At 39.2% G+C, this 22,521-nt stretch carries 17 protein-coding genes; 9 read left to right on the forward strand and 8 right to left on the reverse strand.

The window, feature by feature from the left end:
• Positions 1–221 precede the first annotated feature (221 nt).
• The 3 genes from recB to AACV33_RS15180 all read left to right on the forward strand — a co-directional run bounded on the left by recB (position 222) and on the right by AACV33_RS15180 (position 6,427).
• Positions 222–3,848, forward strand: coding sequence for an exodeoxyribonuclease V subunit beta (recB, locus tag AACV33_RS15170; RefSeq protein ID WP_182699389.1), 3,627 nt, complete (start codon positions 222–224; stop codon positions 3,846–3,848).
• Complete coding sequence (gene recD / locus AACV33_RS15175) at positions 3,841–5,865, forward strand: exodeoxyribonuclease V subunit alpha (protein ID WP_182699390.1); 2,025 nt, start codon at positions 3,841–3,843, stop codon at positions 5,863–5,865. The genes recB and recD overlap by 8 nt, the downstream gene beginning before the upstream one ends.
• 229 nt (positions 5,866–6,094) lie before the next feature.
• Entirely contained in the window at positions 6,095–6,427 is a 333-nt protein-coding gene (locus AACV33_RS15180; protein WP_069591564.1) for a DMT family transporter, read from the forward strand.
• Positions 6,428–6,488: 61 nt separating this feature from the next.
• Here AACV33_RS15180 and argA read toward each other — a convergent pair whose 3' ends face one another.
• Positions 6,489–7,829, reverse strand: coding sequence for an amino-acid N-acetyltransferase (argA, locus tag AACV33_RS15185; RefSeq protein WP_182699391.1), 1,341 nt, complete (start codon positions 7,827–7,829; stop codon positions 6,489–6,491).
• 150 nt (positions 7,830–7,979) lie between these two features.
• Between argA and AACV33_RS15190 the strand changes: the two genes are divergently transcribed.
• The 3 genes from AACV33_RS15190 to tcdA all read left to right on the forward strand — a co-directional run bounded on the left by AACV33_RS15190 (position 7,980) and on the right by tcdA (position 10,549).
• Complete coding sequence (locus AACV33_RS15190) at positions 7,980–8,366, forward strand: DUF2850 domain-containing protein (RefSeq protein WP_182699392.1); 387 nt, start codon at positions 7,980–7,982, stop codon at positions 8,364–8,366.
• A gap of 178 nt (positions 8,367–8,544) precedes the next feature.
• Complete coding sequence (mltA, locus tag AACV33_RS15195; RefSeq protein ID WP_182699393.1) at positions 8,545–9,645, forward strand: murein transglycosylase A; 1,101 nt, start codon at positions 8,545–8,547, stop codon at positions 9,643–9,645.
• A 94-nt stretch (positions 9,646–9,739) separates the two neighbouring features.
• Positions 9,740–10,549, forward strand: a complete 810-nt coding sequence (tcdA, locus tag AACV33_RS15200) for a tRNA cyclic N6-threonylcarbamoyladenosine(37) synthase TcdA (RefSeq protein ID WP_017022987.1) — start codon at positions 9,740–9,742, stop codon at positions 10,547–10,549.
• A gap of 84 nt (positions 10,550–10,633) precedes the next feature.
• Here tcdA and csdE read toward each other — a convergent pair whose 3' ends face one another.
• Positions 10,634–11,059, reverse strand: a complete 426-nt coding sequence (csdE, locus tag AACV33_RS15205; protein ID WP_023603729.1) for a cysteine desulfurase sulfur acceptor subunit CsdE — start codon at positions 11,057–11,059, stop codon at positions 10,634–10,636.
• A 24-nt stretch (positions 11,060–11,083) separates the two neighbouring features.
• The gene (csdA, locus tag AACV33_RS15210; RefSeq protein ID WP_182699394.1) at positions 11,084–12,301 is read right to left on the reverse strand and encodes a cysteine desulfurase CsdA; all 1,218 of its coding nucleotides are present in this window, start codon (positions 12,299–12,301) and stop codon (positions 11,084–11,086) included.
• Positions 12,302–12,662: 361 nt separating this feature from the next.
• Between csdA and AACV33_RS15215 the strand changes: the two genes are divergently transcribed.
• Genes AACV33_RS15215 through rlmM form a run of 3 tightly spaced genes read left to right on the forward strand, consistent with a single transcriptional unit; the run spans position 12,663 to position 15,038 of the window.
• Positions 12,663–13,571: a transcriptional regulator GcvA gene (locus AACV33_RS15215; protein ID WP_012549496.1), complete on the forward strand. Its 909-nt coding sequence runs from the start codon at positions 12,663–12,665 to the stop codon at positions 13,569–13,571.
• Complete coding sequence (locus AACV33_RS15220; RefSeq protein ID WP_023603728.1) at positions 13,564–13,950, forward strand: DUF423 domain-containing protein; 387 nt, start codon at positions 13,564–13,566, stop codon at positions 13,948–13,950. The genes AACV33_RS15215 and AACV33_RS15220 overlap by 8 nt, the downstream gene beginning before the upstream one ends.
• Complete coding sequence (gene rlmM / locus AACV33_RS15225; protein ID WP_017022991.1) at positions 13,947–15,038, forward strand: 23S rRNA (cytidine(2498)-2'-O)-methyltransferase RlmM; 1,092 nt, start codon at positions 13,947–13,949, stop codon at positions 15,036–15,038. The genes AACV33_RS15220 and rlmM overlap by 4 nt, the downstream gene beginning before the upstream one ends.
• A gap of 205 nt (positions 15,039–15,243) precedes the next feature.
• On the opposite strand, the gene xni is transcribed toward rlmM, so the two are convergent.
• The 5 genes from xni to queF form a co-directional block, all read right to left on the reverse strand.
• Positions 15,244–16,017 (reverse strand): flap endonuclease Xni, encoded by a 774-nt coding sequence (xni, locus tag AACV33_RS15230; RefSeq protein WP_182699395.1) that lies wholly within the window; start codon positions 16,015–16,017, stop codon positions 15,244–15,246.
• A gap of 82 nt (positions 16,018–16,099) precedes the next feature.
• A complete protein-coding gene (gene ppnN, locus AACV33_RS15235) occupies positions 16,100–17,458 on the reverse strand; it encodes a nucleotide 5'-monophosphate nucleosidase PpnN (protein WP_017022993.1) in 1,359 nt (452 codons plus the stop codon).
• A gap of 128 nt (positions 17,459–17,586) precedes the next feature.
• Positions 17,587–19,149, reverse strand: a complete 1,563-nt coding sequence (locus AACV33_RS15240) for a GGDEF domain-containing protein (RefSeq protein WP_017022994.1) — start codon at positions 19,147–19,149, stop codon at positions 17,587–17,589.
• 176 nt (positions 19,150–19,325) lie between these two features.
• Complete coding sequence (locus AACV33_RS15245) at positions 19,326–21,548, reverse strand: tetratricopeptide repeat protein (RefSeq protein ID WP_182699396.1); 2,223 nt, start codon at positions 21,546–21,548, stop codon at positions 19,326–19,328.
• A 119-nt stretch (positions 21,549–21,667) separates the two neighbouring features.
• Positions 21,668–22,513 (reverse strand): NADPH-dependent 7-cyano-7-deazaguanine reductase QueF, encoded by an 846-nt coding sequence (gene queF / locus AACV33_RS15250; protein WP_065611479.1) that lies wholly within the window; start codon positions 22,511–22,513, stop codon positions 21,668–21,670.
• Positions 22,514–22,521 lie beyond the last annotated feature (8 nt).

Raw genomic sequence — 22,521 nt, forward strand, 5'->3', positions numbered from 1 at the left:
AGGTCAGAGGTTGACCGAATCCTTTAATACAAATGCACATTTAATGAGCTCTTTGTAAGTGCGCTGAGTGTAACAAAGCATAAAAAGTGAACCGTGAGAAAGATCTCACATTGGTCGCTTTATTAATTTTATTATCGTTGTTCCTAATGAACTTCGATATGGGTCACACAAATAGTCTGTAAAAACAGAGTGTTGATGATAAATAAAAATGGTGATGTTCGATGACGACAATCGCAGCTCCAAATCAATTGAATGCAATGACGTTTCCTTTACATGGGACACGTTTAATTGAAGCTTCCGCAGGTACAGGTAAAACCTTTACCATTGCCAGTTTATATCTACGTTTACTATTAGGGCATGGTGATGAGAACAGTCGCCATAGTGAAGAATTAACCGTAGATAAAATACTGGTAGTGACTTTTACGGAAGCGGCAACCGCAGAATTAAGAGAACGTATTCGAACTAAGATCCATGATGCTCGTTTAGCGTTTGCTCGTGCTGTGCATAAAAGTGATTATGAGAGTGGCGATCCCGTTATTGACCCGTTATTAGCGGCTATTTCTGATCATAAGTCGGCAGCACACATATTATTGAATGCTGAACGCAGTATGGATGAAGCCTCAATCTTTACTATTCATGGCTTTTGTCAGCGTATGCTAACCCAAAATGCATTTGAATCTGGCGCTCAGTTTGAAAGTGAATTTGTTACCGACCAAGCCAAATTAATGCATCAAGTGGCCGCAGATTTTTGGCGTCGTAGTTTTTATCATCTGCCAAAAATGGTGGCTGAAAGTGTTTATGATTGCTGGCCAAGCCCTTCTGCATTATTAGGTGATATGGGCAATAGTCTTACTGGTGTCCCAAAGCATTTAACGGTTGAGCCATTAGAAAACTCACTAGAAGAGTTCTGTCAGCAGGGCATTGCTCGTATTGATGAATTAAAAAAACAATGGTCAGAGCATTGTGCCGATTTTGAAGCCTTAATTTCAGGCTCAGGTGTTGATAAACGTAGTTACACTAAAAAGAATTTACCAAATTGGTTAGAGCAAGTGTCAGTATGGGCAAGTAACCCAACGACTTCGCTGCAAATTCATGACAAATTAGAAAAGTTTTCTCAATCGTTATTAATTGATAAAACCAAAAAAGGTGAAGCGCCAGAACACGCGGTATTTAAACTCATTGATGAATTTTTAGCGCAGCCATTAGAAATAAAACAGCCATTGTTATCTTTAGCTATTCATCGCTGTCGAGAAACCTTACAGCAAGCAAAAGAACAGAAGAATTGGTTATCGTTTGATGATTTGTTAAGTCAGTTATCTGAAGCAACAGAAAATCAAGAGAACGCCTTATTACTAGAAAAAATTCGAGAGCAATACCCAGTCGCTCTGATCGATGAATTCCAAGATACCGATCCACTTCAATATTCTATTTTTAATACCATCTATCAAGATCAATCACAGTGTGGTTTGTTCATGATTGGCGATCCAAAGCAGGCTATTTATGCTTTCCGTGGCGCAGATATATTTACGTATATTCAGGCTCGTCGCCAAGTGGCGGATCACTACACTCTTGATACTAACTGGCGATCAACTGCCGATATGGTGTCGTCAGTAAATCGTATTTTTGAGCATGGTAAACAACCGTTTTTATACGATGATGATATTCCGTTTTATCCGGTGAAATATAACCCAAAAAATGCAGAGCAGAAATCGTGGTCGTTAGAGAATCAAACTCAGCCAGCAATGACGTTTTGGTTACAAGAAAGCAAAGATGGTAACCCGATAAACAAAGGCAATTACCAACGAGTAATGGCGGAATCGACGGCGGCGCAAATTCAAACCATTTTGACCGGTTCTCAACAAGGGTCTGCACATCTACAAAATGGAGAGAAAAAAGAAGCGATTAAAGCTGGGAATATTGCCGTACTGGTTCGTACTGGTAAAGAAGGGAAATTGGTTCGTGAAGCGTTATCAAAACAGGGTATCGCCAGTGTTTATTTGTCGAACCGAGACAGTGTGTTTTCTTCGCCATTAGCCAAAGATATTTTACGTTTATTGCAGGCTGCAATGACGCCAACGGATGCACGAGCGGTTCGTTCTGCATTAGCCTCGTCTTTGTTTGCTTATACGGCGGATCAACTGCATCAATTTAATGTGGATGAAATGCAGTGGGAATTAGCCGTTAATGAGTTCCGTGCCTACCGTAAGCATTGGTTACAACGTGGCATCATGCCTATGTTGCATCAAATTATTACTCAACAAGGTATTTCAGAGCGTTTACTGGCTGAAAATGGCGGTGAACGTCACTTAACCGATTTATTGCATATTGGTGAATTATTACAACAAACAAGCCAAACCCTCGACAGTGATTATGGATTGTTGCGTTGGTTATCTGATGCGATTTCCGAACCTAATGGCGATGCTGAAGAGCAAACGGTACGTTTAGAATCTGAGCGTAACTTGGTGCAAATCGTGACGATTCATAAATCAAAAGGTTTGGAATATGACTTGGTATTTTTACCGTTTGTTTGCTCATATCGTGCGATAGATAAAAAAGGCGAAGTCAGTTTTTATGACGAAGATAATCGTTACGCGGTGTTGGATTTATTAAAAGAAGATGATTCCGTTGAGAAGGCAGAAAAAGAACGTTTAGCCGAAGACTTACGTTTGATTTATGTAGCCCTGACTCGTGCGGTTTACGCTTGTTATATTGGTATGGCACCTATCGGTAAAGGCACATCGAAAAAACCACCAACGGGTGTACACCTTTCTGGTTTAGGGTATTTGATCCAACAAGCGGATGAATGTGATATTGCTGAGCTTCAAGCGTGTCTTGAAAAATTAATAGCAGGCAATTCGCCTATGGTGATCCAGTCACCTCAAACCTTAAGTGATGTGCTTTATAAAGAGACAGAAGACAACTCGTTAGCATTAACAGCCAATAAATTGAATCAGCCTGTGAAAAGTAATTGGTGGATGACCAGTTATTCGGGTTTGGTGAAACAAGGTAACGATCATAACGATTCGTCATTAGAATTGATTAATTTGGATGTGGATTCCGCTGAAGATAAAGACGACAAAGAATTGGATTTAGAGCCAGAACGCACTATTTTTACTTTCCCTCGCGGTGCGAGAGCGGGTACGTTTTTACACTCGTTATTTGAAGAGGTTGAATTTACTCAACCCATCATCAGTGAAGAAAATACACAAATCATCATTAAGTTGTTAGAAAAAGAAAACTACGATGTGGAATGGTTAGACGTCGTTCAAAGCATGATGCAACGCGTGCTCGATTGTCCGTTGGATGGTCACGATTTACGATTGGCAACCAAAGGCCCAACTCAACGTTTGGTTGAAATGGAGTTTTTATTGCCGATAACGCTATTGAACTCAAGTTTGGTCAATAAAACTATCGCTAAACATGATGAAGTCTCTGCACGTGCGGGTGAGTTAGGCTTTTCTACCGTGAGTGGAATGTTGAAAGGCTTTATCGATTTAGTGTTTGAGCATGAAGGAAAATATTACGTTCTCGATTGGAAATCTAACCATTTAGGCGACTCTTCAGAATGCTACGGCGGTGACGCTTTAATTGAAGCAATGCGAGATCATCGTTATGACTTCCAATATCAGCTGTATGCTTTAGCGCTTCATCGATTCTTGAAAAGCCGGATTGCCGATTATAATTACGACACTCATTTTGGTGGTGCGTATTATATTTTCTTGCGTGGTATTGAAGAAAGTCATGAGGGGCATGATAGCAATTCAAATGGGGTCTTTTATTCAAAACCAAGTGAAGTGTTATTAGAAGAATTAGAGAAATTGGTAGATGGAGAAAAAGTCGATGCTTAAGCAATTACAACACTTAATGGCTCATGGTGTGCTTCGCCCATTGGATCTTCAATTTGCTAAGTTTTTAGGCCAACAGGAAAAGAACAGCGATAAAAACTTAATCATGTTGCTCGCCGCAATGACTAGCCATGAGTTAGGTAAAGGCCACGTGTGTATTGATATCGAGCAAGTAGAGCAAGGTGATTTGTTTACGTTGCCCGCAAAATATCGTGATGCATTGTTAGCGTTAGTACCAGAGAAAAACCAGTGGATTAGTGAATTATCAGCGGCATCGACGGTATCTAATGGCACGGAAGCAACGCCACTAGCCTTTGATGGAACTCGTTTGTATTTACAACGTTATTGGTCGTTTGAGCAGCGTGTTGCCAACCGTATCACTAAAGCGGCGCAAAGTGTGGCGGTAAATGCTCAGTTATCGAATACATTGGATGAGCTATTTGCTCGCCAATACCATTTTTTATTCAGTGGGCTTAAAAAATTAGAGAATAATAATCAAGTATCTCGTCAGCAATTAGTGTGCGATATGCTCGATGTTGTGGGATCTAGTTCTAGTGAGTTAGATTGGCAAGCGATTGATGCGGTTTTACTCGCAGCCACTAAGTCTTCAGAATTAGATCCGCTGGATAACTTAATCCCAACTAAGCACTGTGTGAATTGGCAGAAAGTTGCGGCAGCGGTAGCGTTAACTCGTCGATTCTCTGTGATCTCTGGTGGCCCAGGAACGGGTAAAACAACCACGGTTACTAAGCTTTTGGCTTCCCTAGTGACTCAAGCTCAGCAAGATAATAAAAGTATCGCAATTAAGTTAGTGGCTCCAACGGGTAAAGCCGCAGCGCGTTTGACTGAATCCATTGGTCAAGCGGTGCAATCTATTGGTTTAGCACCAGAAGTAAAAGAAGCGATCCCGACAGACGCAAGTACGCTGCATCGCTTGCTTGGTTATATTCCAAACCAAGTGGATTTTCGTCATAACAAAAGCAATCCGTTACACCTTGATGTATTGGTGGTGGATGAAGCCTCGATGGTCGATTTACCTATGATGGCCCGACTACTCGATGCGGTACCAGAACACGCGCGTGTTATTTTATTGGGTGATAAAGATCAGCTAGCCTCGGTTGAAGCGGGAGCGGTGTTAGGTGATATCTGTCAGTTTACTAAAATGGGTTACAGCCAGAATCAAGCACAACAATTATCTCAATTAACAGGCTATGCTTTGCCTGTGCAATCGCACAATAACGCGGTAGCCGATAGCTTGTGTATGCTGCAAAAGAGTTACCGTTTTGATGCGCGTTCAGGTATTGGACAACTTGCCAAAGCCATTAATGAAGGCAGCAAATTTAAAGTAGAAGCGGTATGGGCCAAAGGATTTTCTGATATTCGGTTTCATGATTTAAGTAATGACAGCTATAACGCAATGATCACCATGATGGTAAATGGCTATCGCAGTTATTTAGGCCATATCCATGCGGGCGATAAACCAGAAGTGGCACTAAAAGCCTTTAGCCATATTCAATTATTGTGTGCAATGCGCGAAGGCGACTTTGGGGTTGTAGGACTTAATCAACGAATTGAAAAAGGATTAAGAAAATCTGATTTGATTCCTCATGGTGATGAAGTGTGGTATTCAGGCCGTCCTGTGATGGTTACTCAAAATGATTATGGTGTAGGTCTTTATAATGGTGATATTGGTATTGCGATGCCAGATCCTGTTGATCAACGTTTACGTGTTTATTTTGATATGCCGGATGGTTCGATTCGTGGTGTGCTACCAAGCCAGTTACCTGAGCATGAAACCGTGTATGCGATGACGATTCACAAATCTCAAGGGTCTGAGTTTGAGCATACCGTATTAGCTTTACCTGCTGAGTTCAGCCCAATCTTAACGCGAGAGTTGATTTACACTGGCGTCACACGAGCTAAGAAAAAACTCGATCTGTTTGCCACAGAGAAAGTGGTGGCGCGAGGTGTAATGATTAAAACTCAGAGAAACAGTGGATTAGCAGCATTGATGAGTTAGAACAATAACAGTGGCTAGTAAAGAAAATAGTAGCCACTGTATTATTTCATATACGTAATAGTGATTTTCGTCAGCACCTCTAGTAAATATGAAACAAATGCTTATAATTACGCCTCTAAAATTCGGAAGGAGTGCCGGATCTTTTTTTCTACCAATATGTTCAATTAGATGATTGATAGAGTTGGTATTAATATGGCTGTTCCGTTATATGTTTAAATTACTTGTTTCAATGCCACCAGCAATGGCGCTTATTATTGCTATTATTTCCGAAGTGATAGCGACCTCTTTTATTCCTAAAACAGAGCAATTCACTAAGCTAACCCCGAGTATTATTGTTGCTGTGGGTTATGCTATCGCCTTCTTTTTACTTTCAATAACCGTAAAAAGCATGCCTGTAGGTATTGTTTATGCGATATGGAGTGGGGCTGGGATTGTTTTAGTAGCAGGTATTGGATATTTTGCTTATGGGCAAAAACTGGATTTACCAGCATTAGCCGGAATCGCTCTGATTTTATCTGGTGTACTGGTTGTTAATTTGTTTTCTAATACTGCTAGTCACTAAAGAGAACAAAGACGATTATTAAAAAGCCGCAAAGGGATAATTCCGTTGCGGCTTTTTTCGTTTACAGTTCTTTTAACACTAAGATCTTTGATTTACGTTGGTAGTTATACAATTTTTGTTTTGTCATCGGTAATTGCGAGACATCAACTTCAACAAACCCTTGCTCTCTAAACCAATGCAGGCTGCGAGTGGTAAGAACAAACAGTTGTGATAATTTAAATTGCTTGGCTTTAAAGCGTAAGCTATTGAGTAATGTGACTCCGCGATCTCCGTCTCGATAATCAGGGTGAACCGCAACGCAGCCCATTTCAGCCATGCCATCTTCAGGAAAAGGATAAAGAGCGGCGCAAGCAATCACTAATCCGTCTTTTTCAATGATGGTAAATTGAGCGACTTCTTGTTCTAGTTGTTCTCGAGATCGACGTACTAAAATACCTTCTTCTTCTAATGGATGAATTAAATCCATAATACCGCCAATGTCATCAATTTCAGCATCACGAATTTGTTCAGAACTGGCCATTACAACTTGAGTACCAATACCATCAAAAGAAAATAATTCTTGAATTAATGCCCCATCTTCTTTGTAACTAATTAAATGGCTACGAGGAACGCCGGCCTTACATGCAGTGATTGAGCCTTTTAAGAATCGAGTTGTCCCTGTTGAATTGCCATCATCGGGAGAAACGGTTTCTTCTAATCGCTTAAGAATGGCCTCTGCTTCACTAGGAAATAGCTCGGCTAAAATTTGTCCATTTTCATTTAGAACCCCTTGCTCTGAACAAAAGCCAATTAATTTATCTGCATTTAATCGAATCGCTAATTGAGTAGCAACGTCTTCGGAAAGTAAATTAAAACACTCACCAGTGACTGAGCTTGCAACAGGGCCAAGCAGAACAATTGATTGCTGATCGAGCATACGATTAATACCATTAGTATCAATACGACGAACTCGTCCGCTATGGCAATAATCAATGCCATCATCAACGCCAAGAGGTTGAGCAATAATAAAGTTACCACTGATGACATTAATTTGTGCGCCAGCCATTGGGGTGTTGTTTAAACTCATAGAGAGGCGGGCGGTAATATCGAGTTGTAGTTGGCCTGCAATTTGTTTAACTAATTCAAGAGTTTGCTCATCGGTGACTCGGATCCCTTTGTGAAAAGGCGCATGATGACCATTTGTTTTGAGTTGGGATCGCATTTGAGGTCGAGTGCCGTAAACAATAACAATCCGTAACCCAAGAGAGTTTAGGAGAGCAATATCATTAACGATATTTGCAAAGTTTTGGTCAGCAATGGCTTCACCTCCAAGCATAATCACCACGGTTTTATCACGGTGAGCATTCACATAAGGTGCCGATTGGCGAAAGCCTTTAACTAAAGCAGTACTACGAAACTTCACACTATTCATCCATGAGTAATTAGTTATGCATTTATATTGACTAAGTATTTAACTATATACAAGTGTTTAGTGCAAGGTCACATAAGTTTTTCTTAATATTTCTACAGATTGCCGATAAGATTAATAACATAATAGTTTTTAGTAGGCGCCATGATGAGTCAGACTCAACAAAAAGAGTTAAAGAAGAGAAAAATTCGTTTATTAGTATTAATGAGTTTTTTTGCCGTTGGTTTAGTATCTGCTGTGATCGCTGCGATGTTTCGTGTTGGATTTTTTGCTCAAATGCCCGTTTCTCAATTGTACGGTAATTGGGTTGAGTTAGGGGTTCCTACTTATGTTCAGGACAGTTTTACGGTGAATTCGAGTGGTGTTTATACTCACGGCCGTTTAATTAATACAAAGTTTGATTTCGATGGGAAGACATTAACTTATATGCACGGTGAAACAGAGTATGTTTACCTTGTAGAAGACAATGATGGTGCTGAATTACTGCGAATGAAACCAACGCATTACAAGTCGAGTTTTCGTAAACAATAATAATAATTTTCTTTCTAAGTAAGTGTCACTACCTGAGCTTACTTAGAATTTAACCTCTGATTTTGTGTCAATTTTTGTCAAAATTCTCCTTTTCTTACATTTATTCCATTCTAGGTAATTGCTCTCTTTCTATTTGTTTGTCATTCTTGCCGCACTATTTAATAAGTAAGGTCTTATTGTGCTTCGTAAACTTCCTTTTGTTTGTATTCTTCTTGCTTTAGCCGGTTGTGCTGATCAACCGACTGATCGTGCTCAGCAGTATTTGGATGGCAGTTTTAGCAGTAACTTAAATGAAGTCAGTGATATTAATTCAGATAAACCCTCTGATTTTAGTGCATTTAAAAATCAAAGCAAAGAAGTGGTAGAGCGTTCTGAATCCATGTCTTTACGTTATGAAGAGCTTTATACGAAACTTCAACAGTGGATTGATGAAAGTTCAAATCCAGCTGAATTATCAAATTACGGAATTCAATTTTCTCAAATGGGGGGGGGGGATAAACAAGGGAATGTGATGTTTACTGGTTATTTTTCACCAGTGATTGAAATGCGTCATAAGCCAACGGATAAATTTAAATACCCTGTTTATGATAAACCAGCATGTGGTTCTAATTGTCCAACACGTGCTGAAATAAATGCAGGCGCTTTATCTGGGTTAGGTTTAGAGCTTGGTTACTCAGATAATATGATTGACCCATTTATTATGGAAGTGCAAGGCAGTGGTTTTATTCATTTTGGTGACGATGACAAGCTAGAGTATTTTGCCTACGGTGGGAAGAATAACCATCCTTATGTGAGTATTGGTAAAGTACTCATTGAACGCGGTGAAGTTGAACGCAAAGACATGTCGTTAAAAGCGATTAAAGAATGGGTTGAAAGAAACGATGATGCGACCGTTCGTGAATTGTTAGAAACTAACCCATCGTATGTTTTCTTTTCACCAAGGGACGCCAATCATGTATTAGGTACGGCGGGTATCCCTTTAATTGCAGGGGCAGCTGTTGCAGCAGATCGTACTTTATTGCCTATGGGAACCCCTATACTTGCGGAAGTTCCACAATTGGATAAAGACGGTAAATGGACTGGTAAGCATGTACTTAAAGTTCTACTTGCATTAGATACTGGTGGCGCAGTAAAAGAAAATCATTTAGACCAATATTATGGAATGGGGCCTGAAGCGGGTATTGCTGCAGGGCACTTTAAACATTTTGGTCGAGTATGGAAATTAGGTTTAAAAGATTCTGAAACTGAAAATCCATGGGAAATGCAAAAAAAGAAATAGGGCTGAAATAGAGCTGGATTTCTTAAAGCTTGATCTTCTAAAAAAGAGTGCGTATAAATCGTGCTCTTTTTTTGTTTTTGAGTAAGGGAAACCCATGCGCGAATTAACCACGCCTGCTTCTGAAAGTTATGACCAACGCTTTGGTGGCACTCGCCGTTTGTATGGTAATAGTGAAGTAGAAATAATGCGTGCTGCACATGTCTGTGTGGTAGGTATAGGTGGTGTCGGATCGTGGGCTGTAGAGGCATTAGTTCGTACTGGTCTTGGTGAGATTACCTTGATTGATATGGATGATGTGTGTGTGACGAATATTAACCGTCAGATCCATGCTATGACGGGAACAATCGGCCAAAGTAAAATTGAAGTAATGGCTGAACGCATTAAATTAATTAATCCTGAATGTAAGATTAATTTGATTGATGACTTCATTACCCCTGAAAACCAAGCAGAATATATTTCTAAAGAATTTGATTACGTACTTGATGCCATTGATAGCATGAAACCTAAAGCGGCGTTATTAGCTTATTGTAAGAGCAACAAGATTAAAGTAATTACAACCGGTGGTGCTGGTGGCCAAACTGACCCTACTCAAATTGCGATTACGGATTTATCCAAAACAATTCAAGATCCTTTAGCAAAGAAATTGCGTGATACGTTACGTCATCATCATAATTTTACTAAGAATACAAAACGTAAATTTGGTATTGATTGTGTGTACTCGACTGAGCATTTGAAGTACCCACAAGCGGATGGTTCTGTGTGTGCAACTAAAGCAACAGCGGAAGGGCCTAAACGTATGGATTGTGCAACAGGGTTTGGTGCCGCTACGGTAGTTACAGCGACCTTTGGATTTGTTGCGGTGTCGAGAATTGTAGAGAAGTTGATAGAGAAACATAGTAAATAGAGATTAGAGTTAAGGGACGAGTAAGAGCTTTATTGGCTCTTTCTCGTATCTAGCCCCTTGAAGCGAAGCGTTCTCGTTCCTGCTTTAAATTAAGCGATTAATCGTTTCAATGATCGCTTTAAGCCCATTACCGCGTGATGGGCTTAAATGCTCTATTAACCCTAATTGAGCAAAGTATCCATCCATATCAAATGCGCTAATCTCTTCTGCGGTTTTATTATTAACCGCAGCCATTACTAATGCGATAAGTCCTCGAACAATACGCGCATCAGAATCAGCACAGAAAAAATAAACCCCATCGACCACTTCATGTTGTAACCACACTTTGCTTTCACAGCCAGAAATAGTCACGGTCTCTTGTTGACGTTCTTCTGGCATTTTAGGCAGTTTTTTACCTAATTGAATCACGTTACGATAACGATCTTCCCAGCCTTTCGCTTCACTCATTAAATCCAATACCGTGGTGTGAGTGACGTCAAAACCAAAAGGTGATGAAGGGAATGTAGACATAAATAAAATACCTTAAACTTGGGCTTATAGCATATCAGCGGCTTTATTTAGCGCGTCGATAAAACGTTGAACATCTTGCTTAGTATTATACAAGGCAAATGAAACGCGTACAGTTCCCGTTAATCCTAATGCGTCTAACATTGGGTGCGCACAATGGTTACCAGAGCGTACAGCAATGCCTTGTTGATCTAATAAAGTCGCAATATCTTGGTGGTGAACACCATCAATCACAAAAGAAAATAAACTCGTATTATCTTGTAGCCCTATAAAACGTAAGTCTTCAATGTCTTTAATTCCATCAATTGCCATATGACGAAGTTCGTTAATATGAGTATTTAGATCATCGTGGGCGAATTGTTTAATCCACTTGATTGCAGTAGCAAAGGCAATCGCACCAGCAACGTTTGGTGTACCCGCTTCAAATTTCCCGGGAAGTTCTGCAAACGTGGTTTTTTCAAATGAAACCTTTTCAACCATTTTACCGCCACCATGCCAAACTGGCATGGACTCCAATAGATGCTGTTTACCATAGAGAGCACCAATGCCTGCTGGCGCAAACAGTTTATGCCCAGAGAAAACGTAAAAATCCGCATCCATTGCTTGAACATCAATATCGTGATGAACAATACCTTGAGCGCCGTCAATAACGACAATAGCTCCCACGTTATGCGCTGCTTTTATGATGGTATCAATCGGGTTTAATGTGCCTGTTACATTGGTTACTTGAGCGATAGCGACGATTTTTGTGTTCTGGGTTACCAATGACTCAAAAGCGAACATATCTAATGTGCAATCTTGTTTCATTGGTATTTTTATAATTTTTGCGCCAGTTTGCTCTGCCACAATTTGCCAAGGCACAATATTAGCATGATGTTCCAATTCACTAATTAGGATCTCATTACCTGGTTGTAATGTGCTACGAGCGTAAGTTTGCGCGATTAGATTGATGGCCTCTGTTGCCCCGCGAGTCCAAATTATTTCTTTAGCGTTTTTCGCATTAATAAACTGTTGAACGGTTGCTCTTGCTTGTTCAAATTTTAAGGTTGCGGAGGCGGTTAGGCTGTGGCTACCACGATGCACGTTAGCATTATCATTTTGGTAATAATCTTGAATCGCATTTAATACCACTTGTGGTTTTTGAGTGGTGGCAGCGCTGTCAAAATAAGCGATAGGTTGCCCGTTAATTTCTTGTGATAGAGCGGGAAATTGAGAACGAACAGCGTCAACAGTAAATGCGGTCATAGTGATTTTCTTTAGTGGTTAGCAAACTGGGGGAATGATGCGGATTTCTTGGCCGTAAGTCAAAATTACAGACAAAAAAAAGCACCGTATTAAACGGTGCTAACAATTTTTTTTAACCAAAGGCTAAAAAGACAGTAAGTATGGATTACTTATCATAATGACAGTAATTCCGGGCTTGAAGAGTCAAGCCAATATATGCAAACACAACATTGCAGCTTAGAGATTGAAAAAATACTCAGGGAGGAATATAGGTCGTTCCTCTAAACTGCAAAGCAATAGTAGGTTTTATCTGGTAGTTCGACAATGGACAATTTATAATAGTTAGCATTAAAAAAACTAATGATTCAGAATGTGAGTTCTTATGTCTCGAAGATTACCACCGTTAAATTCTCTGCGTGTGTTTGAAGCGGCAGCTCGACACCTAAGTTTCACCCGTGCAGCAGAAGAATTATTTGTTACGCAGGCTGCGGTTAGCCATCAAATCAAAGCGTTAGAAGAATTTCTAGGGCTTAAGCTTTTTCGTCGTCGTAATCGTTCTTTACTTCTAACAGAGGAAGGGCAAGGTTACTTTTTAGATATCAAAGAGATTTTTTCATCTCTATCTGAAGCAACAGATAAAGTATTGGAAAGAAGTGCGAAAGGCGCGTTAACCATTAGTTTACCGCCAAGCTTCGCAATTCAATGGTTAGTTCCTCGTTTGTCTGATTTTAATCAGAAAGAACCAGATATTGATGTGCGAATTAAAGCCGTTGATATGGATGAAGGTTCATTAACAGAAGATGTTGATGTTGCTATTTATTATGGTCGAGGTAATTGGCCGGGGCTAAGAGTTGAACTATTGTATCAAGAGCAATTATTACCGCTGTGTTCACCTCAAGTGTTATTGAACGAAAAGCCATTAGCGACGATTGATGATCTTCGATTCCATACGTTATTGCATGATACCTCACGTAAAGATTGGAAGTTGTTTGTTAAACAGTTTGAATTACAAGGTATGAATGTAAACCAAGGCCCAATTTTTAGTCACTCTACCATGGTATTGCAAGCTGCCGCACACGGACAAGGCATCGCATTAGGTAATAATGTATTAGCTCAACCAGAATTAGATGCAGGTCGACTTGTTGCTCCATTTGAAGAATTACTTATTAGTAAAAATGCATTTTATCTGGTGTGTAATGAAAAGCAGGCCGATACGGGTCGTATTGCCACCTTTAGAGAGTGGGTGCTAAGCAAAGCACGCAGTGAGCAAGATGTGGTGGATGATGAATAGTCGTCTATGCTTTCTTATTGCAGGCTTAAGTGGGGCATTAACCGTGGGTTTAGGCGCTTTTGGAGCTCATGGTTTAAAAGACGTATTATCACCGTATCTCCTTGATGTATATCAGACTGCGGTACAGTACCAAATGTGGCATACTCTGGCTTTATTTGGTTGTGGAATTTTGTTGAGAAATTCCATGTCAAAAGGGGTATCATACGCCGCCTTGCTATTTACCATTGGCATAATTTTCTTCAGTGGTAGCTTATATGCATTAGTGTTCACAGGAATTAAGTGGTTTGGGCCAATAACTCCATTAGGTGGACTCTGTTTTATTAGCGGTTGGCTGACGCTGGCTGTTTCAACTTATCGTTTGACTGAGGTTTCAAAGTGAAACAAGTAATGTTCTATTGTCGCTCTGGTTTTGAAAAAGAGTGCGCAGGTGAGATCCAAGATAAAGCCACTCAACTTGAAGTGTTTGGTTTTCCTCGCCTAAAAAGTAACACTGGCTATGTATTATTTGAATGCTATCAGGAAGGCGATGCAGATAAACTGATTCAACAGATTAAATTTAATGAGCTTATTTTTGCTCGTCAAATGTTTGCTGTTGCAACAGAATTAAGTGACCTACCAACAGAAGATCGTATTTCTCCGATCCTTGATGCATTAAGTAGTGTTGAAGGCGTGCCTCATTGTGGTGATATTCGTATTGAAACTCCGGATACGAATGAAGCGAAAGAGCTATTAAAATTCTGTCGTAAATTTACTGTGCCACTTCGTCAAGCATTACGCGGCAAGCAAATGCTAACAGCAAGAGATACTGATCGAATCCCAGTAATGCACGTGTGCTTTATTGAACCTGGCCACTGTTATGTTGGTTACTCATATACGAATAATAACTCAAAATTCTTTATGGGTATTCCTCGTTTAAAATTCCCTTCAGATTCACCAAGTCGTTCTACATTGAAATTGGAAGAAGCGTTTCACGTATTCATTCCAAGAGATGAGTGGGATACTCGTTTGGCTTCTGGTATGTGGGCTGTTGATTTAGGTGCCTGTCCTGGCGGTTGGACTTACCAACTGGTTAAGCGTTCTATGTTTGTTCATGCGATTGATAATGGCATGATGGCACAAAGCTTAATGGATACAGGTCAAGTTAAACACCACATGGTTGATGGTTTTAAATTTGAACCACAAAGAAAGAACGTAACGTGGATCGTGTGTGACATGATTGAAAAGCCTGCACGAGTTGCTCACCTTATGGGTGAATGGCTAATTAAAGGTTGGGCTAAAGAAGCACTATTCAACCTTAAGTTACCAATGAAAGGTCGTTACGACGAAGTTCTTCAAGATATTGAAAACTTAAAAGAATTTTTAAATAAGAATGGCTTTAAATACAAACTTCAAGCGAAGCATTTGTATCATGACCGTGAAGAAATTACGGTACATATTCAAGCGATTACAAATATCTCTCCACATTAATTTTGCTATGAGATAAAACGCTCTTGCAAGATAAATAAAAATGCCCGTAGATCGTCTGATCTACGGGCGTTTTTATTTAAATACAGTGTTAAATATGATGTACTTTGGCGCAAAAAAACGGTTTGTCATCGACGTAATAACCACATCAAATACAGCCATCTTTCTTTTGTAGAAAAGCACATTATATTCATTGTTTTAATTTCAACTATTCTGGCTTCTCATATCGTATATCTTGTAAGTTAAATCCAAGTTCAATATCGGTTCTTAAACCGGCGACTTTTCGACATAGAATCGAGGTATTGTAATGCTCATCAAATTTCTTACGGTATTTCTTTGGTAATTCATCGGATTCATTGGCCGCTTCAATTGTTGGAAATTGAGTCAAAATTTCTAATGCTGCTTTAGGGCCTATCCCTGGGATCCCCGTTATTTTACTTGAGCTAATTCCAGCTAATCCCCAGTAATCGGCCAATTGTTCAGGCTTTAGTCCAAACTCTTTTTCAATAAAAGGTTCATCTAACCAACGATGTTGGAAATAATCACGAATTCGTAGCGTCGGGGAAAGTAACTGGCAATAGCCCTTATCGGTAGAGACTATTGTGACTTGTTCGTTGCGAGAGGCTACTTTATTGGCAAGTGTTGCGACTAAATCGTCAGCTTCATCTCCATCAGATAAAAGAGAGTCAATCCCCAGTTTCCACCAAGATTCTTGAATTGTATCCATGCCTTTTTGCAGAGCTTCAGGCATTGGTTTTCGGTCTTCTTTGTATTTAGGCAATACTTCGGCTCGCCACCCTCTGTCTTGAAGGTGGTGATCAAAGACGGCAATGATATGAGTTGGTTCGGTTTCTTTTAAAATACGATTAATTGTACGGCCTGTCGTTGTCACTACTGCTTGGATATCATCTTGGTTTGGTTGTGCTGAATGAACACGACGAATGAGATTGAGAGCATCGATAATAACCAGATGAATTGCCATAACGTATTCATTCCTATGTATAAAAAGAAAGAGACCTAGTAGGCCTCTTATTGTACGTTAGTGATGAGGTGAGATTCTACCCCTAATCAACGACGATTTCATAACAAGGGACGTATTTAGAGCCCGGAAGCTTCATTCGGCCTTGCTCAACAAAATCTTGAAGTAGACGATCCATTTTTTCCATCAATTCTGGTTCGCCGTGTAACTTAAACACACCGTGCTTTTCAATCTCGGCAATGCCTTCCGCTTTGACATTACCCGTCACAATACCAGAGAAAGCTTGGCGCAAGTTGGCAGCAAGACTTTCTGTTGGTTGGTTAAGGTGCAAATCAAGTGACGCCATCGCTTCATGATTGGGTTCGAATGGCAGTTGGAACTCTGGCTCTATTTTTAATGCCCAGTTAAAGCTGTAAGAATCATCGGTTGCTTTACGATATTCTTTCACTTTTTTGATCCCGTGATTAATGATCACCGCTGCTTTTTCAGGATCGCCAACGACAATACTGTAATACTGAGTCGCCTCTTCCCCTAATGTTTCACGAATAAAGGTATCAATTGAAAGGAAGTAAGCTTCACTCTCTTTTGGACCGGTAAGAACGATAGGCATTGGTTGCTGACGATTAGCAGGGTTCATCATGATCCCTAAGATATACAGTAATTCTTCAGCAGTCCCTGGGCCACCAGGAAAAATAACGATTCCATGTGCCATACGAACAAACGCTTCTAAACGTTTCTCAATATCAGGCATGATAATCAGTTCATTGACGATAGGGTTTGGTGGCTCAGCGGCGATAATTGAGGGTTCAGTTAATCCAACAAAACGACTTTGAGAATAACGTTGTTTAGCGTGACCAATCGCGGCGCCCTTCATTGGACCTTCCATTGCTCCTGGACCACAACCAGTACAGATATTGAGCTCACGTAAGCCAAGTTCATGACCAACTTCACGAGTGTACTGATATTCGATTGGGTTAATTGAATGCCCCCCCCAACACACGACAAGGTTAGGTTCAATTCCCGTATGAAGCGCTTTTGCGTTACGTAATATACTAAAAACGAGATTAGTTAAATGAGTGGCTTTGGTTAAATTCAATCGATTGTGATCCGCTATTTGCATATTCACATATACCATATCGCGTAACACAGAGAAAAGGTGCTCTTGGATCCCTTTAATGATGTTGCCATCAACAAACGCATGTTCTGGTGGGTTACTTAACTCAAGCTTAATACCACGATCACGTCGTGTTACTGAAACATCAAATGACTTATATTTATCGAGGAGTTCTTTTGAGCTGTCAGTGTGGCTGCCTGAGTTTAGAACCGCTAAAGTGCAATTGCGATACATTCTATAGACATCACTCGATGCGGTTTTTTTTAGTTGGTCGACTTCTAATTGCGATAGCAAATCCATGCTACCTGCTGGGCTTATATGAGTGATCATATGCGCCTCCCTAGCTTATTTTTATTATTGTTCGAATAGTAAACTTACACAGCAATGGGGACTTTAGCTAGAAAAAGAGTAAAAAAGTGAGAGGGTTATGGATTTATCGTAGGCAATATAAAAGGTAACTATGCACAAATGCGTTGTTGAGTGCCTTTGGTTTTTTGTTTGTATAGCGCTTGAACTGATCGTTCGATGACTTTTTCAGGAATATCACTGTTGGTAAATTCAGAACTGCAAATAGAAACCGTGACTTGAACGTGATTGCCTTTAAATTTGAAGGGTAATTTTGCGATGGCAGCTTGGATCGCTTTAAGCACCGTTTCTCGTTCTTCTTTCGTGGTTTCTGTAAAGAGGATTAAAAACTCCTCACCACTGAATCGAGCGACAAAATCAGTATTCGAGACTTGTTTTTCTATGGTTTTTGCGATGATTTTAAGTGCTTTATCACCAGCGAGGTGTCCAAATTGCTCATTGATACGTTTAAACTGATCAATGTCTATCATGCTTAATACTAGAGAGTGTTGATGACGGACCCAGCGTTTATATTCTAAATCTAAACGTTCATGCATAGCAGCGCGATTATAAACATTGGTTAATGGATCTTTAAACACTCTTTGTTGTTGATCGTTTAATTGACGACGATATTCTAGAGTTTCTTGATAGACGCTATTTAATTTTTTTGTTGTGTATTCATGACGTTCTATTAGTGCGGCTTCTCGCTCCTGCATGGCTTTATTTCGCTCTGCAAGATCGCTCATTTCATTGAGCAGTAACGACATTTTTGTTTTGTGTTCTTGTGCGCTTATTTTACTTTCTAGAATGTTTTCGGCTTGTTTGATTAAAAGGCCATATTCTTCATTTAGTAATGAACGTTGATCTAAATAAGATTGGCCTTGTTCTTGGTTTTGCTCACTCGTTTTTATGATTTGAGCCACTTGAGTGTTCATCTCACCAACAAAGACTTGGGATGCTTTTCGTTCTTTATTTGTGCCTTGAAGAACGAGTTGTAACGTTTGCAGGGCTAAATCAATTAGGGATACAGCATCAACGCCAGTGAGCAGTTTATTTCTGATATCAAGGAGGTCTTCACCGGAGGTGTTATTGAAATCAAGCTCTGAGATCAGGTGTTGCAATTCATTACTTAATTGCTCTTGAGTATCAACATCAATGATTTCATTGGCATTGATTTCGGAAGATACGCTACCCGCTGAAATAAACTTAATTGCTCTTTCGTACAGCTCAATAAGGCGAACAATACGTTGGATATGTTTAGTTCCATCTTGAGATGGGTGCCTAAGTAGATTACGTAAGTCTCTTTTTAAACCTGTCGGCAATCCAACAACACGCTGTAATGTCTCGCCACAATAAGAAATATGTTCTTCCATTACTGAATGTTCTTTTTGGACATTTAATTGATAGCGGTTAATTAAGCGTTCAAAAGTCGCAATACGGACGGTTAAATCTGAGGTGTTTTCGATATGTTCAATATCATGAGCAAGCTCAATAATTTCTTTATCTAGATCGCTATCATGATGTTTACACGCAGCACAAAATCGCAAAATAATGCGTTTAAGCAACAATATTTCACGGCGTGATTTCAACGAGGTGTCACGGTGTGATAAGCGCGTTTGATCTAATTGTTGCTTTAATTGGCTTAACTCTGAGGCAACAATGGATACTTCAATCATAATAACTTACATAAAACTCATATTAGAATAAGTGGCAGTGTATATATTGAGAAATTCAATACTCTTCATAATAACAAATTTATAATTAACAGACTAAAAAAAATAACGGTGTTTGTATAGTTGATAATCATTTGTAGCGAAATTTTATTAAATTTGTGAGTTGTTTTTTAAAATGATTATGTATTTCTTGACGAGTACACTTTGATTAAGCCTTGATTGATGGCTTGTTCACACGCTGAACGTATATTATTCGTGGCAAAACTTGCCGCTGGTGCGTTATCTATTGCTCGATAATGCACCCATTGACTGCCTGATTCTTGGGCGTGAATATCTCTTGCCGTGTTCGTTGCCATCAATAAAATATCAATCAGCTCCCGATCATTAATCGCAGTATATGCTCGGGGTAAAAATGGGTATTCAACCATTCCTATATTAACGGTTTTATCTGTCATAACATCGGATGTGAAGTCGTTTATCCATTGTTGAACGGTTTCTGCCATTTCTTGTGCGCAACTTGTTGTGTCTGATTTATGCTCTATGTAAAGAAAACTCGCATCTGAAAAATGATAAATACGGCTAGGGGATCTCACTACAGCCGATAAATGATCGCCAAATTCTTTCTCTATTGCTAACCCTTCTTGATACCCTTGGGTCATATATAAATCTTGTAGCATAGGTACATTAAAAAGGGTAAAGCGTAAGCGGTCACTTAATGGTTCATTGATTAGCTCACCTAAATGCCATTGTTCTAAGTTGGAACTACTTTGTTGTAAAGACGAAGGTAAACGCTCTGTTAGCAATCGTAAGTTACGTAATCCACTTCTTGGATGGGTATAGTATTTATTGAGTAATAAATGTAAGCGTTTTTTTAAGAATCGGTTTACCTGTTGTTTTCTAAAAGAATAAATAGCCAACACAGTCAGTAATACGACTAAGAAACCGGCAATCTTTTGTATTTTAAGCGTTTGAACATGGTTTTCTTTTAATTGCTCTTCTAAACCTTGGTAATGTAAAGATTGTTCAATAATACTTTTTTGTTGGCGGAAAACTTCTTCATTGATCTGGTTTTGAGCAGCTTGAAGCGATGAATTTAATGTTTCGTATTCACGTTGTGCAACCAGTGCTTTTTTAAATAATCCCATTTTTTCATAGGTCTCAGAAAGAAGTTTCTGAGACTGTAATTTTAATGAAATATTATTATCTTGATTACTGTATTTAATTGCTTTTTGAATGTCGCTAACAGCCAGTTTCGGTTTGTTGTGCACTAGGTTTAGTTTTGCCTGAAGTAAGTTGGCGACGGCTTGCTCTTTTGGTAAATCAACGTATTCGTTTAGGTTGTTTGCTTGTTTTAAGTAATGCTCACTAAGGGCGTAGTTATAAAGTAAGAAATACGTATTCGCGATGTCTAAACGAAGTGAAATCAGTTTATTTACGTTATTCTTTTCTTTCTCTTGATCGAGGGCATTAAAATATTGAACAAGCGCTAAGTTGAATCGGCCTTGTTCAAGGTGGATCTTCGCGATTAACACAAGCACATTAGAAAGCTGTTCGCTTTTATTATAGCGACCATAAAACTCGGCAGATTGAGAAGCATGCTCAAGGGCTTTATCAAGTACTTTTCGTTGGAAGAAAAGCTGACCTAATAAATAATTAGTACTTGCTAATTGGCCACTATTATCAGCCTCAATAGATTGCCAATAAGCACTTAATAGTTCCGTTAAGGCTTGGTCAAATTGCTTGTTCTTTAAGAAATGTCGACCGTAAGAGATATGATAATAAATCATGCTACTTGGATCGTTCAGTGAATTACCGTAGCTCATGGCTTCGCTAAAGTAGCGTTGGGCTTTATTGTTGTTTCCTTGCCCTGACTCGACTTGAGCATGAATTAATGCTAATCCAAAATATATTTTTTGATGGATATCTGTCTTGGTATTTAATTGAGATAAATTTTGTTGGATGTCGTCTAAAATAGTATTCGTTTCATCAACGTCTTTCGTTAAATCCCACCATAAACTGGCATAAATTAGTTTTGATTCAAGGTAGCTTGATTTTAAACTGAAATCATCAGCCAAAGAGATTGCTTGTTTAATTGATTCTATGGATTCACGATTTCGACTTAATCGTTTATTGGCGAGTGCTTTTATTTGAAATGCCTCAACAGTACTGATTGGCGTACGAATAGTACGCTCAGAATCATTGTTGATTTGAATTCGATTAGGATCTTGGCTTGGTGATATCTGGCGTTGTTCTAGATATTGATTAGCAATAGAGAGGGATTGCTCTGGGTTTGTTTCTAATAATTGATAAGCATCATTTAGAATTGGCGCAGAGAAAAATTTAGCCCAAGCAGAAAGCGGGAATAAAATCAAAATAACAAGAAAGCATTGACGCAAAGGCATGTAAATCATCCACTAAAAAACAACTATTACATACTATCGTTGTCATGAAATTTGTCTACTAAGAAAACGGTTCAAAGTAGACAAATTAGACGATAAATATGTGCTTTTCGTGTTATTTCTTATTGGCGAGCCAAACGTCGATTATGTTCAGGCTTAACTAAATGAGAACTGCGGAATGGGTTAATATCTAATCCGCCACGACGAGTGTAACGAGCAAATACCGTTAATGATTTTGGTGAGCAGAATTTCATAATGTCCGTATAAATACGTTCAACACATTGCTCATGAAACTCATTATGTTGACGGAACGAAATTAAGTAGCGAAGCAATTTTTCACGATCAATTTTATTGCCTTCGTAATTAATTTCAACACTGCCCCAGTCTGGTTGATTGGTGATCAGACAATTTGATTTTAGTAGATGGCTATGCAGAACTTCATTCACCATTTTTTCTGATGTACTTGATTCTAAATAATTAGCATCAAACTCATAGCTATTAATAACAATGTCTTGGTTATCAATACATTCACCTTGCATATCGACAATAGGTTGTTGTGAATAAGCTTGAACAGGGTGGATGTTAACCATAACATCTTCACCTGCACATACGCTTAAATCTTTAATTAGCGTACTGGTTACGTCTTCCCATGATGAAAATTTAGTTTGGTTAAAGCTGTTTAAATACAATTTAAAGGACTTCGATTCAACTAAATTAGGGCTTGTTGCAGGTAATACAACGTCCCCAATGGCAACTTGAGGTAAACCATTTTGGTTCAACCAAGACAGTTCATAGAGTGTCCATACGTCACAACCAACAAAAGGTAATTCATCGCCAAGAGCTAGATCATCGCGATTTAAACTGCGAGGAACTGCTTGCAGCAACTCTGGCTCATAGCTGTGTTTATATTCAGTTTTCTGGCCAAGAGTCAGTGATTTTAGCTCATCAGCGTTCGTGTATTTAGTCATATTGAAAA

It is taken from the genome of Aliivibrio sp. SR45-2 (assembly GCF_963890165.1).
GTDB lineage: Bacteria > Pseudomonadota > Gammaproteobacteria > Enterobacterales > Vibrionaceae > Aliivibrio > Aliivibrio salmonicida.